This window comes from Geobacillus sp. BMUD (assembly GCF_013096845.1).
Lineage (GTDB): Bacteria > Bacillota > Bacilli > Bacillales > Anoxybacillaceae > Geobacillus > Geobacillus vulcani.
Window position 1 is genome coordinate 143,336 of sequence record NZ_SDLA01000005.1, and the last position, 16,582, is coordinate 159,917.

Below are 16,582 nucleotides of genomic sequence, written 5' to 3' on the forward strand. Positions count from 1 at the left end.
CTCACATATATATAGCATTAACGATACTCATTATACCGCAAAGAAAAAGAAGAACGAGAAAATGAAAGCTTCTAAATTTATAAGCGTCCATTCTTCATCGACGTCATTCGACAATCATTTCGCTTGCATCGAAGGAGGAATATTATGTATATTATTATTAGCAACCATCATAGCCGAGTGCTAGCAATCTATGAACGACTTTCATTTTCTCGTTCATCCGTCAAAAGCGTGTCTATTTTTGTGAAAAAAATAGTATTGGAGGGATGACGAAATGAAAGCATTGTTGCTGGCAGGAGGATTAGGTACACGTCTTCGTCCATTGACGGAAAACATCCCCAAACCGATGGCCCCAATTGCGAACCGGCCATGGCTTGAACACCTCATCGTTCATCTTCGCGACCAAGGAGTCAACGAATTTGTCATCGCCGCACATCATTGTTCAGACGTGATCCGTCGCTATTTCGAAGATGGGAAGCGCTGGAATGTGAAGATTACATACGCGCTTGAACCGTTCCCGCTCGGAACGGCTGGAGCGATCAAAAACGCCGAACGCTGGCTGAAGGAACGGTTTCTCGTGTTTAACGCCGATATCGTGCATTTGCCGCAATTGATCCCGTTGCTTGATTTCCATCGTCAACATGGCGGTTTGGCGACGATTGTCTTAACGGAAGTAGACGATCCTTCTTCCTATGGGGTAGTCGAACAGAACGATCGCGGGCAAATTTTACGCTTTGTCGAAAAGCCGCGCCGCGAGGAAGCACCATCGAACCGGATCAACGCCGGTATGTATATTTTCGAGCCGGACGTGATGCGCTATATCCCGGCTGAGCGGGAAGTGTCGATCGAGCGTGAAACGTTCCCGCTGCTGATCGAGAAGAATGTCGGTGTATATGGCATCGTCAGCAACGGATACTGGCGAGATATGGGGACGCCGGCCCGCTATCGCCAAGTGCATTGGGATGCGTTGAACCGGGAATTTCCGATTCCGCTCAAAGGACGTGAAATTCAACCAGGCGTGTTTGTTGGGGAAAACGTGGAGATTGGGGCTGGCGTCTTGTTTGTGCCGCCTGTGCTCATCGGTGATCACGTGAAAATCGGTCCGCAGGCCGTCATTGGCCCGAATGCGGTCATCGGCGATCGTTGTCAAATTGGCGCCCGCGTCCATTGCGCGCAAACCATCGTTTGGGACCGCTCTGTCATTCGTGACCGCAGCCGTTTGCAAAACAGCATTTTCGGCTATCGGACGGTGACGCCGGCGGGGGAAGTGTTCGAAGATTCGATTATTAATCAGTTCAAGGAGGCGGTGCAAGCATGATTCGAATCGCCTACGTCAGCACGTACCCACCACGGCGGTGCGGGCTGGCGACGTTTACGGAACATTTGCGCCAAAGTATTGATGGCGTCCGCGGTCCGTCCGACGGCGACCGCGTCATCGTGTTGTACAACGAAAGCGATGGAGATGACGCCTATCGCAACAACCCAGTGTATTGGCCGCTTCCGGCGCAAAACCGCGCGGCGTATGCTGAGATGGCCAAAAGGGTGAATGAAAGCGACATCGACGTCGTTTTATTGCAGCATGAGTTCGGCATTTTCGGCGGCGAGGCGGGCGAATACATTCTTGATTTCATTGCCGCGCTCCATAAGCCGCTCGTAACGACGTTCCATACGGTGTTTGCCGAGCCCGAGCCACCGTATCGCCCGATTCAAGAGAAAATCGCGACAGCAAGCGATGCGATCATCGTCATGAACCGGCAGGCGATCCCTTACTTAGTGAAGGCGTTCGGCCTGCCAAAGGAGAAAGTCGTCTACATTCCGCACGGCGCTCCGGGTCCAAGCAGTGAGGACCGCGATTCGCTGCGCCGTCGCCTCGGATTCAGTGGCCGCAAAGTGATGTTGACGTTTGGCTTGCTCAGCCGCGGCAAAGGCATTGAGTCGGTCTTGGCCGCATTGCCGGGTGTTGTTCGCAAGGTGCCGGAAGCGCTGTATGTCATCGCTGGACAGACGCACCCAGAAGTGAAAAAGAGGGAAGGAGAAGCCTATCGCGAGGAGTTGAAATCGCTCATTCACCGTTTGGGGCTTGAGCGCCATGTTCGTATGGAAGATCGGTATTTCAGCGAAGAGGAATTGATTGATTATTTGACGGCATGCGATCTATACGTCACCCCGTACCCGGGCATGCAACAAATTACAAGCGGCACGCTTGCCTATGCGGTCGGCGTCGGTCGTCCGGTCGTTTCGACGCCGTATGAGCATGCGCGCGATTTGTTGCAAGGTTGTGAAGAGCTGTTGTTGCCATATGGCGATACAACTGTCTGGGAAGAGCGGCTCGGGCAGCTGTTGGCCGACGAGGCGGCGCTGAAGCGATGGGAGGAAAAGATGCGCCAAATCGGGGCAAACACGCATTGGCCGCGCGTCGGCGAACAGCATGTCGCCTTGTTTGCGCGCATGTGCGCCGCGAAACGTGGGGAGGTGAAGACCATTGGCACCGTCAGTCATTAAGTTCGACCATCTCGAGCGCATGACTGACGACACCGGGTTGCTTGAGCATAGCCTTGGTCGCATCCCGCGCCGTCGCGAGGGTTATTCGACCGATGACAACGCTCGCGCTATTTGGGCGAGCCTGGAATGGATGGCGCTATGCGAGGACAAAGAAGAGAAAGAGCGGCTGCACCGTTTGCTTGACCGGTATTTGGCGTTTTTGCTTTGGGCGCAAAACGATGATGGCACGTTCCACAACAACTTTTTCTTCGACCGGACAAAAGAAGAGGAAACGCCGTCAGACGACTGTTTTGGGCGATCGTTTTGGGCGGCGGCGTTGGCTTGCATTCGCCTCAGCGATCCGGCGCGGCGCGAGGCGGCGGCCGAGATGTTGCGGCGGGCCATGCCGGCGGCATGGGAGCTTCGATCGCTGCGCGGCGTCGCCTGGGGGTTGGCCACTTGCGGCGTTTTATTGACAGAAGGACGCCCGCGTGGCGTCGATCAAGAGGAAGTGGCGGCTTTGGCCGCACGGTTTGAGCAACGGCTGCTTGCGGCTTATTGGGAGCATGCCGGTGACAGTTGGCATTGGTATGAGCCGGAGTTGACGTACGCCAACGGGGTGTTGCCGTGGGCGCTTTGGACGGCATATCGGCGCGCGCCGCGGAATGAGGTGAGGGAAGTGGCGGAAAAAAGCCTTGCTTTCCTTATTGAAAAAATGAGCGGACCGGAAGGTGTCATCCGCCCGATCGGCAACCGCGGTTGGTGCAGCCGCCGCTACCGCGCCGATTGGGATCAGCAGCCGCTTGATGTGATGAAGCTCGCTTTGGCGGCGCGCGAAGCGTATTGGGCGACGGACGACGAGCAGTATCGCAGCGTCGTCCGCCGCTGCCTTGCCTGGTTTTACGGAGAAAACGACGGCAAGGCGCCGCTTGCCGACCCAAGCGACGGCAGTTGTTGCGACGGGCTTGGCCCGAACGGCCCGAACCCGAATCGGGGGGCAGAATCGACATTATCTTACTTGTTAACCGCAGCAATCGCTCAATCGATTTCGGTGGAGGTGGTTGTCGATGAATCCATCAACAACGAAACCGTTCGCATGGCCGGCACACGTGTTTAAAGAATATGACATTCGCGGACGAGCCGGCGAGGAGCTCGATGAGTCGTTCGCGTATTGGCTCGGACGGGCCTTTGCCGACATGATGCAAAAGGAAGGCGAGAAGAGGGCGGTTGTCGGTCATGACAATCGTTTGTCATCGCCTGGCTTGCATCGGGCGCTCAAAGACGGGCTGCTCGATGGCGGCTGCGATGTTGTCGATATTGGGCTTTCGACGACGCCGATGTTTTACTACAGCTTATATTACACGAACATCCCATGCGGCATGATCATCACCGCCAGCCATAACCCAGGCGATGAGAACGGATTTAAAATTGCCATGGGGAAAACGACAATTTATGGTGAGCGTATCCAAGCGCTGCGGCTGGCGATGGAGCGGCTCAGCAAGGAACAGCCGCGGCCTGAAACAGCGCGGGGGCGTGAGGAAACGTTGGACCTTGCTCCAGCGTATATCAAGATGTTGAAGGAGAAAATCCAACTCGGTCCGCGCAAGCTGAAGGTTGTCGTTGACTGCGGCAACGGCACCCCATCGATCATTGCGCCACAAGTGCTCAAAGAGTGGGGGTGCGATGTCATCCCGCTTTACTGCGAATCCGATCCAACGTTTCCGAACCATCATCCGGACCCGGTCGTGCCGGAAAACTTGACGGATTTGATTGAAACGGTGCGCAAAGAGAAGGCCGATCTTGGCATTGCGTTTGACGGCGACGGCGATCGGATCGGGGTTGTGGATGAAACGGGTGCGATCCGCTGGGGCGACCAGCTGATGGTGCTGTTCTGGCGCGAGATTCTCAAGCGCCATCCGGGAGCCGACGCGCCCGTCGAAGTGAAATGTTCACAAGCGCTCGTGGAGGAAATTGAGCGGCTCGGCGGGAAGCCGTTCTTCCATCGGACCGGCCACTCGCACGTCAAAGCGACGCTGCGCCGCCGTCCGGAGATCCCGTTTGCCGGTGAAATGTCTGGCCATTTGTTCTTTAATGATGAGTTTTACGGCTATGACGACGCTTTGTACGCCGCCGGGCGGCTGCTTCGCTTGTTGTCGAATGACGAACGTCCGCTGTCTGAGTGGTTTGCCGATGTGCCGCGGTACGCAGCGACGCCGGAGACGCGCGTTGCTTGTCCGGAAGAGAAAAAACCAGCTGCCATTGCCGCGGTGAAAAACCGGTTCGCCGGCCGCTATCCAGTTGTTGATGTGGATGGCGTCCGCATCCAGTTTCTGGAAGGCTGGGGGTTGGTGCGGCCATCGAACACGCAGCCGATTCTTGTCCTGCGTGCGGAGGCGAAGACGGAAGCCGCATTGGCGGAGATTAAGCGGCAGCTGGCTGACTGTCTCCATGCTCTGGAATTGCACATCGATTGGTGACATCCTATTCCGAAACGTTTGCACCGATGTGCCCTGTCTGGTTCAAAAGCTCTTTCCCGGCGTGGGCCGTCCGCATAGTGACGGACGCTGCGCCGGTTTGTTTTTGCTGTCGCAGAGGGTTAAAGCTTGATTTCTTGCCAGTTATTTGTCCATAATAGATAGGGGTAAAAACGAGTTGTAGGAGAGTTGAAGGCGTGGTGATCCGTGAATCGTTGCAATATATTCAAGATGCATACGCGGCATTGACGGAGTTGAGCATGCTGATCGTTGATGATCACGGTACTCCCGTGACGAAAGTATCAAATATGACTGAGCTGGCGGAGCTCGTTTTGTTTGCCGCTAAAAGCGAAGCGCCATCATTTTCCTTTCCGCGAGAACTTAGCATTGACAGATGGCAGCGCCCGTCGGTCGTGCCGGTCGGACGTTTGGGCATGAAAAGCATCGTCGCTCCCGTGTTTGTCGATGGAAAGGTGGAATATTGGATTTGGGCGGGCGTGTTTATCGAGGAAGAGACGAAATGGCTCATTTGCGAACAGCCGCTGGTAGACGGCGGAAAGTGGATGTCAGCCCTCGAACAATCGGTGGCGCTGCCGGCGCCAGCAGTCGAAGCGAAGTTAAAAGATATAGAAAAGATGGCGATCATATGCGGGGAATTAATCAGCGGCGAGCGCCGCAAGCAACAATGCTGTGAATACGGGAAACGGCTCGAAACAGTGGTCACAGACAGCTCCGCCTTAGCGGACGTAGACAAGCTGCTTTTTGAGTTGCGGGCGTTCGATGAACGCGTCGATATGGCGTTGTATATCGCCAAATGTCCGCAAGGATGGATGGTGGCAGCGGCAAGTGGAGAAAAGGCAGGGAAGCTGCGCGGCAAGATGATAGATGTGTTATTTCCGCCGCTTTCGTCTTCGGAGCCCCCGCTTCGTTCGGTTTACGTTCAAGATGCCGCTTTGGATCCACGCTTTTCCTTTTTTGTCCGCCATGACATCCGCCCGAAAGCGATGATCGCGTATCCGGCGATGTACGGGAAAACAATGGAAGGATGGGTCATGATCGGCAGCGAGGCGGCCTCTTCACTGCCGGCGTCGCTTCGTTCGGTCGGCTCCGCCCTCGTTCAACATTGGCTGCTCTTGGCGAAATGTACAGAGGCCGATATGAAAATGGACCGCCATTTGATGCGCCTTTCGATGTTGATGGAAATTGGACGAGCCATGCGTGTTGTGCAAAACGAGGTAGACATCATCCGGATGATGGCCGAATTCGCCGCAGAGCTCGCTTACGGCGATTTTGTCTGCGTGGTATGGTCGAGCGATGGCCAAGCAGCCGTTGTCCATGAAGGAGCGATGGACGTAGAAATGGCTGTTCGTTATCGGGATGATGTTTGCCGTCGCTATGGCTGTCAGGGCGAGAAGGCGAAAAACGAGGTGCCGGTGTTGCTCTATGTCGAGGACAAACCTGTGATGGAAGTGCCGTTTTTCGTCAGCGCTGGCCAATACGGTGTTCTTTCCGTTCATATAAAGAAAGAAAGGGAAGCGAAAGAGGCGGAAGTGTATATGACGGCGCTGGCTGCGATTGGTTCGATGATGATTAGCGGCAAGGCTCACGGCGGGAATGATGGGACGGTCAATATCGACATGCTATCTGAGCAGTTGACGGCCCGGGAGATGGATGTATTGGAGTTGCTCATTCAAGGCTGCAGCAACCGTGAAATTTCAGAACGGTTGTTCATTAGCGTCCATACCGTGAAAAATCATATTACGAACATTTTTCAAAAAATTGGCGTCAATGACCGGTCACAGTTGATCGCCCTTGTGTATCAACTAAACCACCGCCGGCAGCGCCGCTAAGGGGACATCATTGGACGATGGGTGCCATGATGTCTTTTTTTTTGAATGTAGGAAATTGGAATGAACCCTATTTTGTATTATAATGAATTGTAGTAAATAAGAACTATTTTTCGATAAGAATGGAACAATCAAGGAAAAAATAGCATTCGAATCCGTTTTCCCCAGCGCCGGAACGTGCGATAGCGGAAAAGTTGCCGTGCTGCTTTGGTCGGCGTATAAGCATAACAAGGATAGGGGAATGCCGATGAAGCCTGCAGCCATGATCCGAACGATGGCCATCATGAAACCGGCGGACATTTTAAAAGCGATGGACATTACCGAGGAATTGGCGAAGAGAGTGGGGTTTTTGCCGCGTGATTGCCTTTTTCTTCGGCTGGCAACCGAGGAAGCGTGCACGAATGCATATGAATATTGTAAAAAAACGGAAAGTTTTCCATTTAGGATATTTTGGAAAATTGATGCGGGACAGTTGATGATAATTGTCAAGCAGCGAGGGGGATGCTTCTCCTTAGCCCGAACCGATGTCGTCAATACTGGGCCGCGCGGCAGGGGATTGCAGCTGATTACCCATATTGTCGACGATGTATACGTGAAGCGAGCGGGAAACAACGTCTTGTTGTGCATGTGCAAATGCAAAAAAAAAAAGAGTGACCATTGGAGGAAACAGGATGGAGACAAAACAAGGGGCAATTTGCACGCTGACATGGACAGAAGATATTACCTTAAACAACGTCGAGTCGTTCCGTCAAGTGCTGGAAACGTTGCTGGACAAACGGGCGGACCGATTGATTGTCAACATGGAGGGGGTCAAATACATTAACAGCGCTGGACTCGGTGTTATCGCTGACAGCGTTATGACGGCGAGAGCCCGACAAAAAGAGTTGGTCATTGCTGGGGTGGAAGGGTCGCTCGCAGAAATTTTCCATATTGTCAAATTTTCTTCGTTTATCAAACTATTTGCCACAGAGAAGGAAGCCATGGATTATTTCAGTGGAGAATGACGTTCTATGGTGGATGGGTTTTGGGAATCTGTTCAACGCTATGATCACCTCGCGTGGCGGGAGTTGCTTCTCAGCTTGGAAAAAATGAATGTGTTCGTTGGGCCGGGCGATTATGTGTATTGGCTCGCAGCGCCGGAACAAAGGCGTCTCTTGTTCATCTCGTCATCATGTGAGCAGCTGTACGGTTTGCCTCCGGACGACTTTTACCGAGATCAAGACATCTGGTCAAAAGTGTCCTATCCGGATGACCGCGCCAAGGCGGAACGAAAATGGTCGCTTCTTTCAGGGGCGGATGCAGGTGCCCAAACGTATCGCATCATCAATCAGCGGGATGGTTCCGTCCGCTGGGTGCTTGAACGGACGTTTCCTGTGCTTGGTCCATTCGGGGAAGTGAGGCTCGTCAGCGGGGTTGTCGCTGATCTGACAGAAGCAAAGCGAAACGAGAATGAACGGCAGCTCGCTGAACAAGTGTACAAAGCTATGGAACAGGCGATGCTGGTAACCGATGGCCAATTTATCGTTCAGTTTGTGAATCCAGCATTCACAAAACTAACAGGCCATGGTGTAGAGATTGTTGGTCAGCCGTTGCATACGCTTTACGCGGGTTATTACGAAGCCTGGCTTTACGAGGTGGTTCAAGCGGGAACTGGGGAATGGAGGGGAAAGGTGCGTTGGCGGCGGAAAAACGGTTCGGTTTATGTCAGGAAGACGACGGTGCGAGCTGTGCCCGGCCATGATGGAGGAATCGCTTTTTACTTGTTTTTATTTGCCAATCCGACTTATGAGAACCCATACGCCGCATCGATGAAAGATGACTTGCGGCTCGCCCGCGAGGTGCAAAAGCGTGTGTTGAGCAAGCCGCTGTCGGCCAAAGGAATTCAGATTGCCGGGATGTACATCCCATCGCGGGAGCTGGGTGGCGATATGTACGCTTGGTATCCGATCGACAAGCAGCGGTACGGCATTTTTTTAATGGATGTGATGGGGCATGGGGCAGCAGCTTCGCTCATTTGCATGTCGGTTCGCTCACTCTTAAACGGCGTCATCCGCAAAGGGATCGTTCCGGCGGAAGTGTTTCGCGAGTTGAACCGCCATATGCGCCAGTTGTACCATGAAAACGGGCGAATGACGTATTATTTCACCGCTGTGTATGTTCTTGTGGATGTCGGGGAACGGATGATTGAATATGCATCAGCCGGCCATCCGCCAGGGTTTTTGTTCCAACCGGACGGGACGGTGGCGGAGCTGGATCGCGGCTGTGCGCCGATCGGATTGCTTCCGCATCTTTTTGTCGACAGCGGCCGGTTGTGCTACGAGCCGGGGGCGACGCTTGTGCTGTATTCCGACGGGGCGATTGAAGGGGGAACGGGATCCGTTCGGCAAAAGATCGAGGCGCTTCGCGACGCGCTGGCGCCGCATATTTTATTGGACGAACAGGTGCTTTTGGACTATCTGCGCCGCCATTTTGCGCAAAAAGGTCCGCTTCGGGACGATTTTTCGGTGGTGGTGGCCAAGCTTGGCTGAATGAGGGCCCCGCCTGCCTATATCCGGCTGTCGGCTCGTTTTACAAGTACTTTTTTGTTCGGATGAAACGGCATGGCAGTCAAGTTGGCCTCCCTCAAAGGGGAGGCGGTTACAAAAGTGGCCTTTTGCCCTATTCCCTTTTAATTATTTTGAAAAGACGAGCAAATTCACTCATGTTTCCTTATATGGAAATAAATACAAAACAATGGTATAGATTCCTTTCCACAATTTAGGTTAAAATAAAGACAATTACGCTATTGATGGCGAATACAATATAGAAAAGGCACGAGGAGGGAAGATCGATGGCGGTGACGAATCCGGCTGGATTTTGGAAGCGGCTGTTGGCGAATTTGTTGGACGCCATTGTTGTGGGTATTCCAATTTCGCTTGTCGGCTATTGGATCACGGGCAGTTGGGAAACGAACTGGTTTACATCGTTAGCGAACATCCTGTACGCGTTAATCGTTCCGGTTGTCTGGTATGGATATACGGTGGGCAAGCGGATGCTTGGCATTCGAATTGCGAAGGTGAATGGCGGCAAAGTCGGCCTCGGCACGATGTTTTTGCGTTCATTTGTCGGTGGACTGGTTTATTTTGTAACTTTTGGAATCGGTCTTATTATTAGTGCGATTATGGTAGCTGCAAGAGAAGACAAACGGTCGATTCACGATTTTATCGCCGGGACGTATGTGACAACAGAAAAACCGACGGCGTAAACAAGGAAACGAGCGGGCTTCCAAATGGAGGCCCGCTGTTTTAGGTTGACGAATCAAGGTAAATAAATTCCGGGTGCGGGTGGCTTAAAAAATCATGATGGGAAATGTCCCAGCCGTAGGCGCCGGCACAGCGGAACAGCACGATGTCGCCGACGCGCAGACGGTCGCAAGGCACATCCCGAGCCAATACATCGTTTGGCGTGCACAACTCGCCGGTTAACGTCACCCGTTCATTGAACAAAAATGGGCGGTCCAACGGGTAAGGCCATTTGTCGATCGGAATGATGAGAAACGGATGGTTCATTTTCCAAGCTGCCGGCAGCCGGAGATGGTGGGTGCCGCCGCGGAGAATCGCAAAATACGTTCCGTAATTGTTTTTCAGATCGAGCACTTCTGCAGCGTAATATCCGCTATGAGCGGTGATAAAACGGCCAAGCTCGAAAATGACGGTCCAATGCCGGGAAGCGCGGCGGCGCAGCAGAAAGTTTAGCTCTTTGGCAAACCAATCCCAGTGAAACTGCCGGTCCGGATCGCTGTAATGGACGCCGATTCCTCCTCCAACGTTTACTGTGGAAAACCGCCGCCCGTACGTCATTTCCGCTTGCGCGACAAATGACAGGCACGTTTCGATAAAAGAAAGATGGGCTTGCTCGTCGGTATGATTGGACATCGAATGAAAATGGAATCCTTGTAGATCCACAGATGGAAGTGCCAGCGCTATATGGATGGCTTCGGCGATGTGCCGTTCGTCGATGCCAAATTGGGTCGGTTTTCCCGCCATACGCAATGTGGCGCCTGAGGCAGCTTGGCGTAAATTGACTCGCAAGAGCACACGCGCGGTTGTTTGCCGATCGGCAGCGATCCAGCTGAGCCGCTGCAATTCCCAAAGGCTTTCGACATGAATAAGAGCCACGCGCTCCTCGAGTGCTGCGATAAGTTCTTCATCCGTTTTTCCTGGCCCACCGAAAAGGACCGGCGCATCGGCAAACAGGCGGCGGACTTTTTGCAGCTCGCCGCCTGAGGCGACTTCAAAACCGGCGACATGCGGCGCGACCGTTCGCAAGATCCGCTCATCCGCGTTCGCTTTCACGGCGTAAAAGAGCCGGACGGAAGGGGGGAGCGAGGCGGACAAGCTCGCTGTATGGACGCGGAGGTTGTCTAAGTCATATACATAGGCGCAAAGCGGGGACCGCTGTTTGGTCTTGTGGCTCACGATCGTTTGAATGACAGTATTCAATCGTTCCATGTTCGTCCTCCTGTGGAGATGTTCCATAGTTCTTTTCGCCGCCAAAAGGCAAGGACGCAAAGCAGGCAAAGCCATCCCATCGCATAGCCAGCGACTTTCGCTCCAACATACTCGGCAAGAGTCGTCAGCAAAAGCGTGCCGAGCGGGATGAAGCCTCGGTCCATTAAGGCGATGCTCATGATCCGCCCGCGCAGCTGATCCGGAACGGTCAGTTGGACGGCCAGGCGGCATAGCGTCCGATACAGCTGCCCGGTCAGCCCGGCCAACGCCATGGCGGCAAGGCAAAGCAGCTGATGTTCAAACGAGACGATCCATAGAAGCAACGATAAAGAGAAAGCGAGCAAAGAGATGATGAGCCATTTGCCGATCGCCTCGACCGGCCGGAAGGAAAGCCAAGTCGTGCCAAGCAATGCCCCGGCGGATGAGACAGAAAGCAGCAAGGCGAAATCCCCGGCATCGCCGTTGGCCAACGCGTCAACAAGAAGCGGGGTGACCGCCGAATAGGCAAAGCCAAACGTCATCGGAATGATTGAAAGAAGAAGCAGCGCCCGAACGAGCGGGGTGCGCTTGATGTAACAGATCGCCTCCCCTTTGCCGCTGTTGGTCGGACGCGCAGCTGGACGGCGGGGGCGGCTCTCTTCTAATGACAATACAGCAAAAGCTGCGATAACGAGCATCGCGCTGTAGATGATAAGCAGTAAAACGCCGCCGAGTGAAGAGAGCCCCCATCCGGCCATTGCTGGGCCGATGATTTTCCCGATGTGAAGAGCGGCGGTATGCAGTGAAATGGCGCTCGAGAGTGCCGCGCCTGGAACAAGATCAGCGATATACGCATTGCGCACCGCCGTCTCAATGGCCATAAAAACCGAACGGACGAAGACAGCGGCAAGCAGCCAAATGAGGGAGGACGGCTCATGCAACAGCCAGGCGATCGCCAAAGTAGATCCTGCCATGCCAAGCAAGGAGGCGGCCAGCACTTGGCGACGCGGAAGGCGGTCAGCGAGCATCCCGCCGAGCCAGCTGAATAGAAAAATCGGCAGCAGCCGGCAAACGTTGAGAACGCCGAGGTCGAGCGGCGAGCGGGAAAGCTGCAGCACGGCCCAGTTTAAGACGATGAAATCAGCCCACTCCCCGATGCGCGCCGGCAGCGTTCCGCCCCAATAAATCCGGAACGGGCGCCAAAATAATGCGAAGGAAGGGGACGGTTTTTTCGATGTCAGAAGCATATCGATTTCCCCTTATCGGCTTGTTGCTAGCGGATTCGGCACGGAAACGAAACAATATGTCTTCGCCTCTGGCTGCAGCCGCATTTTTGTCAACGCCTTATGGTCGATAAACGGCCGGTATAAAGCCTCGCGGTCCTCGTCCACCGCGAACGTTAGGCTCGGGTCTTTCGCCAATTCGGCAAACACCTCATCACATTGGCGGCGGACGCACGCCCAGCCTTGTTCCTCGGCGATGCCCCAACGGCGGCTGATGTGCCGGATGATTTCGCCAAACTGATTTTGAAAGACTGTATAAAACACTTTGTTTTGTGCTTCTCGCAAATCATCTGTAATCGTGATGGAACCGGGACGGACATCGATATGGAATCCTTGGCGTTCAAGGCGCGGCCGGTACAAACGAATGCCGCCCCAGTCGCGAAACAGCAATTTTGTTGGTTTTCCTTGCCGGAAAACGGGAACGGTATTTTGTAAGTGTCCTTCCAGGCCAATGCCGTACTTGACGAGCAACGTTAGAAAGCCACGGACGGCGATGACGGCGTATTCGCGAAGAAAGGAAAGCGCCGTTTCTTGAGATGATGGGCGGCCGATTCCCTTGGCATATGCCTCAATCATATCGTTGATAATCGGCTGGCCGCTAAATGGAGATGGGGCATATAAAGCGGTGCCGGTAATGGCGATTTCCCCTTCATCGATCAAGCGATCCAGCCCTTCCCGATAAATAACCGATAAGTTCCGTGCTTTATTTGGATCTTTGGAGCGGAACGAGCAGCCGCCAATTTCACAAACAGGAAGAAAGATAGCGGACAAGCCCCTCTCTCTTTCCAAAATGGCGCGAAACAGCCGGCTGTATGTTGCGCCGTTGTTGGCTGACTGGGGGGAAATGGACCTGACCGTCGAGGTCATTTGACTATGGACGGCCGTCTTTATATACAGCGGCGCTTCTTTCGCCAAAACGGTTCGGAACGAGGCGGTCGCCTGCGTTGGGATCACCGCTCCTTCGATCAGCCAAAGGCGGCCGTCGTCCAATTCCTCGCGATAGACGTTCGGAAGGACATGTTCGTATTGCCAAGGATGGACAGGCACGAGCACATAGTCTTCCAGCCTCTTGTCCGCTTCCCGAAAGCGTTCGGCAACCAGGCTGCGCAGCGCCGGAAAATGGTCGAACAAGAAGGTGTTCGGATCCTCATATCCGTCAAAATGGAAATCGCACAAATTGCGTCGGACGGCGACGATCCGCAGCTGCGGTTGACCCCCAAACTCCGCCGAGTAAGCCAATACGTCTTTAGGGGACATCGGCAGTTTCGTTTTGGCGCCCGGATGGAGATGATGCCCTTCAATGCAAAGTTGCTCGAAAAACAGCGCCGGGCAAAACGATGGATCGCTTTGTCGTTGTTCGATATAGGTGAACAAGTTGTCCGCTTCCTTGCGCATCGTTTGGCATTCCTTTTCAAAATGCCAATAAGCCAACGCCAAGTTGGCGGTTCCGTTTTCCAATTCTTTCGCCAGCTGCGCCCATGCTTGTTCCTCGCCGGCCGCTTTGATGAGCGGCGTTAGCAGCGAAAGGAAGGAAAGGGCGTCCCGCACCGTTTGGATGCCTTCGCCGACCGAAATGACCTCTTCGCCGATGTCGCATTGGCGGAAAGCGGATTCGCCGCGGATCGGGATCAGCAAACATTGGCCGGGGGCAACGGGGAACAATTTATACATGATCCCTTCTCGCAAGTGGGCGGCCGGCAGCTGGCGGACAGCCGGTTCCCATTCCGGCGTCAGCCAGCGCCAGTTCGTGATATACACTGAGCCGATCACTTGCAAGTTGTAGGAACGGGAGTATAGACCGAATACGTCTTCCCGCAGCAACGCAGCTACGGTTCGTTGCAAGATCGTCGTCCGCGCCCGCATGACATGGTGGACATAAGCGGACAGATGTTCAGGAAATCGTTTTTCGATGAACTCGGCGCATTCTTCTTCGTATGGATAAAGGATGATATCAGCTGTCCGGAGGGATAAACGCGTATTCATCGTTCCCATTCCTCCCTTTTCCATTTGGCCAGCGGATTGGCCGTTTCAATGAAATGGTTGCGAAGATCATCCGTTAAGCGCATAGCAACGAGCGCTTTCATCGGCAGCACCGGGGAAAAGAGCGCTTCGCGATCTTGTTTTACCTGTTCTTTGATTTCGCTGTCGCGGGCGAGCCAAGCGAATGCCTCTTCGATCACGTCGGCCAGCGTCTGCCAAAAGAGCGGTTCCTCAACAGAGAATGTGCGAGACAAGCAGGCGGTCAGCTCGCCGAGATGGTTGTGAATGACAGCATGGGTGAACGTATGCCGCAACTCGTTGAGATCGGCTGTCACGACGCTTGACGGCGCGAGCTCGTCAAGCGGATAGCGATGGCGACGAAAGCGGCCGGAATGAAGGCGAATGCCCCCTAAATCGCGAACTTGCATCGCTTGAGGCACGCCGCGGCGAAAGACAGGGACGCTGTTTTGCAAGTGGGCTTCAAGACTGATTCCGTACTTGCATAAAAGAACGAGCAGCGGCGGAATGAGCACTTCCGCATATTGACGGAAAAATGACACAGCCGCCTCACGCATGGAGCTTGCCGCTTGATCGGCCGCATATTCCTGGACAAGTTCAGCTGCCACGGGTTTGCCGCTTAGGAAAGACGGAGAAAGAAGCGCCACCGCCGGCAACGCGATCTCTCCTTCGGACAGTCCGCGTTCCGGATTGTCTCGGACGATGGCCGAGAGTTGTTTGCCCAGGGCCGCTGCCTCCTCGTCCGTTCGGCCGTGAGGCAAGAAGCAGATGCCTGCCTTTTCACTGACGATCCGAAAGCGGGGAGCGAGCCGTTCTTTTGTGAGCACATCGGCCAGCCATGCCGATAATCGCGGCCCATTGGCTGCCGCCGCCAGGGATACAGTGCGGATGGCACTTGTCATTTGCACGTTGACCGGCGTTTTCAAATGATCGCCGGAAGCGCCGGGAACCATGAACGTCCGCACAGAAACGAGCGGATAAGCCGGCAGTACGCCGCCATCGATCGGAACGATGGTTTGTGCGGCCAGCTCGTTTTGGAAACGCTGTTGGATGACGTGCTTCCATTGCCATGGATGAACGGGGATGACGTCGTATTCGCATTCAGACAGGCCGTATGTCCGCAACGCGTTTTGTACAACGGACTGCAACGTTTCATCTTGTTCGTAAACCCAATCTGCCATCCGTCCGTAGGAAAAGGAAACAAAACGGCAATGGCTGCGATGCACCGCCAGCAAGGGGAGAGAGACGTTGGCTTCCCATTCCGGCGAATACTCAATCATATCTTGGACGCTGAAACCAAGCCTTGTTTTGGCGCACGGATGTAGCGTATGTCCGTCAATGACCGCCTGTTCATAAAAGACGAGCGGACTGAACGGCCGCGGCTGAGCGCGCACCCACTCGAGCGAAGAGGAGCACTTCCCGTAGGCGTCGCGCCGCCGGCTTCTTCGCCGCTCGGCCGCGGCTTGGACAAGCGCGTCATTAATTACGCTGTTGGCGATTTCGGCGCAAAATCCGCTCCAGTTTGGCGCGGAACCGATGAGCCCTTCGCTCCGAAGAAGCTCGAGCAGCTCCAAAGGAGAGGAGAGGGGGGTTCGCTCCTTTCCGTCGAGCAGCCAAAGATGCGCGACGACAAATTGACCGAGGTTGAACCGTTCCGTTATCGCCGCTTTGATCTGTTTTGTCCCGGAAAGTGGGATGAAAAGCTCCCATTCTTCCCCCGCACACTTCCAGATGACCCGGTCAAGGGGAATAAGCCGTTCGCGAATGAGCGCCTGTAGCAGCCGGCCGGCGATGCGTCGCCGGCTATTTGGCAAAATAGACAAAAACAAACGAGCCAGCGACGGATCAATCGTTTGTAAAGACTGATATGTTTTTTCTTCCTCATCAAGAAAGAGGCGGATCGAATGCAAGGGGACCCCTCCATTTGATAACGATTATCAATATCGTTAAATATCATAATATAAATGATTATCATTTTCAATAGAGGGATAAAAAATAGTCTTTCCGTCCAAGAGATAGGGAGGGGAGTAAGA

At 54.1% G+C, this 16,582-nt stretch carries 13 protein-coding genes; 9 read left to right on the forward strand and 4 right to left on the reverse strand.

All coding sequences use genetic code 11. The features are described 5' to 3' along the window. Nucleotides 1–271 precede the first annotated feature (271 nt). The 9 genes from ETC05_RS08310 (at nt 272) to ETC05_RS08350 (ending at nt 10,043) form a co-directional block, all read left to right on the forward strand. Nucleotides 272–1,315, forward strand: a complete 1,044-nt coding sequence (locus ETC05_RS08310; protein ID WP_031405840.1) for a nucleotidyltransferase family protein — start codon at nt 272–274, stop codon at nt 1,313–1,315. Next, nucleotides 1,312–2,499 carry a glycosyltransferase family 4 protein gene (locus ETC05_RS08315; protein WP_031405838.1) on the forward strand — a complete coding sequence of 396 codons (1,188 nt, stop codon included), beginning with the start codon at nt 1,312–1,314 and terminating at the stop codon, nt 2,497–2,499. The genes ETC05_RS08310 and ETC05_RS08315 overlap by 4 nt, the downstream gene beginning before the upstream one ends. Beyond that, on the forward strand, nt 2,480–3,595 hold the full coding sequence (locus tag ETC05_RS08320; protein ID WP_031405835.1) for a hypothetical protein: 1,116 nt from the start codon (nt 2,480–2,482) through the stop codon (nt 3,593–3,595). The genes ETC05_RS08315 and ETC05_RS08320 overlap by 20 nt, the downstream gene beginning before the upstream one ends. Next, nucleotides 3,546–4,955 (forward strand): phosphomannomutase/phosphoglucomutase, encoded by a 1,410-nt coding sequence (locus ETC05_RS08325; protein ID WP_171660816.1) that lies wholly within the window; start codon nt 3,546–3,548, stop codon nt 4,953–4,955. Before ETC05_RS08320 ends, ETC05_RS08325 begins: the two co-directional genes overlap by 50 nt. Before the next feature lie 194 nt (nt 4,956–5,149). Continuing rightward, nucleotides 5,150–6,802 (forward strand): response regulator transcription factor, encoded by a 1,653-nt coding sequence (locus ETC05_RS18150; protein WP_031405832.1) that lies wholly within the window; start codon nt 5,150–5,152, stop codon nt 6,800–6,802. Between the two features lie 307 nt (nt 6,803–7,109). Then, nucleotides 7,110–7,622, forward strand: a complete 513-nt coding sequence (locus tag ETC05_RS18215; RefSeq protein ID WP_368668033.1) for an ATP-binding protein — start codon at nt 7,110–7,112, stop codon at nt 7,620–7,622. Continuing rightward, entirely contained in the window at nt 7,519–7,803 is a 285-nt protein-coding gene (locus ETC05_RS08340) for an STAS domain-containing protein (protein ID WP_237746938.1), read from the forward strand. The genes ETC05_RS18215 and ETC05_RS08340 overlap by 104 nt, the downstream gene beginning before the upstream one ends. A gap of 6 nt (nt 7,804–7,809) precedes the next feature. After that, nucleotides 7,810–9,327: a SpoIIE family protein phosphatase gene (locus tag ETC05_RS08345; RefSeq protein ID WP_171660817.1), complete on the forward strand. Its 1,518-nt coding sequence runs from the start codon at nt 7,810–7,812 to the stop codon at nt 9,325–9,327. Between the two features lie 302 nt (nt 9,328–9,629). Next, entirely contained in the window at nt 9,630–10,043 is a 414-nt protein-coding gene (locus ETC05_RS08350; RefSeq protein WP_171660818.1) for an RDD family protein, read from the forward strand. 40 nt (nt 10,044–10,083) lie between these two features. Here the strand turns inward: ETC05_RS08350 and ETC05_RS08355 are convergent, their stop codons facing one another. From ETC05_RS08355 to ETC05_RS08370, 4 genes are read right to left on the reverse strand one after another with little or no spacing between them, the layout of a single operon-like run. After that, nucleotides 10,084–11,289 carry a type III PLP-dependent enzyme gene (locus tag ETC05_RS08355; RefSeq protein WP_031405822.1) on the reverse strand — a complete coding sequence of 402 codons (1,206 nt, stop codon included), beginning with the start codon at nt 11,287–11,289 and terminating at the stop codon, nt 10,084–10,086. Beyond that, nucleotides 11,277–12,515 (reverse strand): MFS transporter, encoded by a 1,239-nt coding sequence (locus ETC05_RS08360; protein WP_171660819.1) that lies wholly within the window; start codon nt 12,513–12,515, stop codon nt 11,277–11,279. The genes ETC05_RS08355 and ETC05_RS08360 overlap by 13 nt, the downstream gene beginning before the upstream one ends. 12 nt (nt 12,516–12,527) lie before the next feature. Then, complete coding sequence (locus ETC05_RS08365) at nt 12,528–14,534, reverse strand: IucA/IucC family protein (protein WP_171660820.1); 2,007 nt, start codon at nt 14,532–14,534, stop codon at nt 12,528–12,530. Then, on the reverse strand, nt 14,531–16,459 hold the full coding sequence (locus ETC05_RS08370; protein WP_031405815.1) for an IucA/IucC family protein: 1,929 nt from the start codon (nt 16,457–16,459) through the stop codon (nt 14,531–14,533). The genes ETC05_RS08365 and ETC05_RS08370 overlap by 4 nt, the downstream gene beginning before the upstream one ends. Nucleotides 16,460–16,582 lie beyond the last annotated feature (123 nt).

What these genes read in the sequence shown, in the direction of transcription:
- ETC05_RS08310 (WP_031405840.1), top strand. Translation starts at nt 272, where the DNA reads ATGAAAGCATTGTTGCTGGCAGGAGGATTAGGTACACGTCTTCGTCCA.
- ETC05_RS08315 (WP_031405838.1), top strand. Translation starts at nt 1,312, where the DNA reads ATGATTCGAATCGCCTACGTCAGCACGTACCCACCACGGCGGTGCGGG.
- ETC05_RS08325 (WP_171660816.1), top strand. Translation starts at nt 3,546, where the DNA reads ATGAATCCATCAACAACGAAACCGTTCGCATGGCCGGCACACGTGTTT.
- ETC05_RS18215 (WP_368668033.1), top strand. Translation starts at nt 7,110, where the DNA reads ATGGACATTACCGAGGAATTGGCGAAGAGAGTGGGGTTTTTGCCGCGT.
- ETC05_RS08345 (WP_171660817.1), top strand. Translation starts at nt 7,810, where the DNA reads ATGGTGGATGGGTTTTGGGAATCTGTTCAACGCTATGATCACCTCGCG.
- ETC05_RS08350 (WP_171660818.1), top strand. Translation starts at nt 9,630, where the DNA reads ATGGCGGTGACGAATCCGGCTGGATTTTGGAAGCGGCTGTTGGCGAAT.
- ETC05_RS08355 (WP_031405822.1), bottom strand. Translation starts at nt 11,289, where the DNA reads ATGGAACGATTGAATACTGTCATTCAAACGATCGTGAGCCACAAGACC.
- ETC05_RS08360 (WP_171660819.1), bottom strand. Translation starts at nt 12,515, where the DNA reads ATGCTTCTGACATCGAAAAAACCGTCCCCTTCCTTCGCATTATTTTGG.
- ETC05_RS08365 (WP_171660820.1), bottom strand. Translation starts at nt 14,534, where the DNA reads ATGAATACGCGTTTATCCCTCCGGACAGCTGATATCATCCTTTATCCA.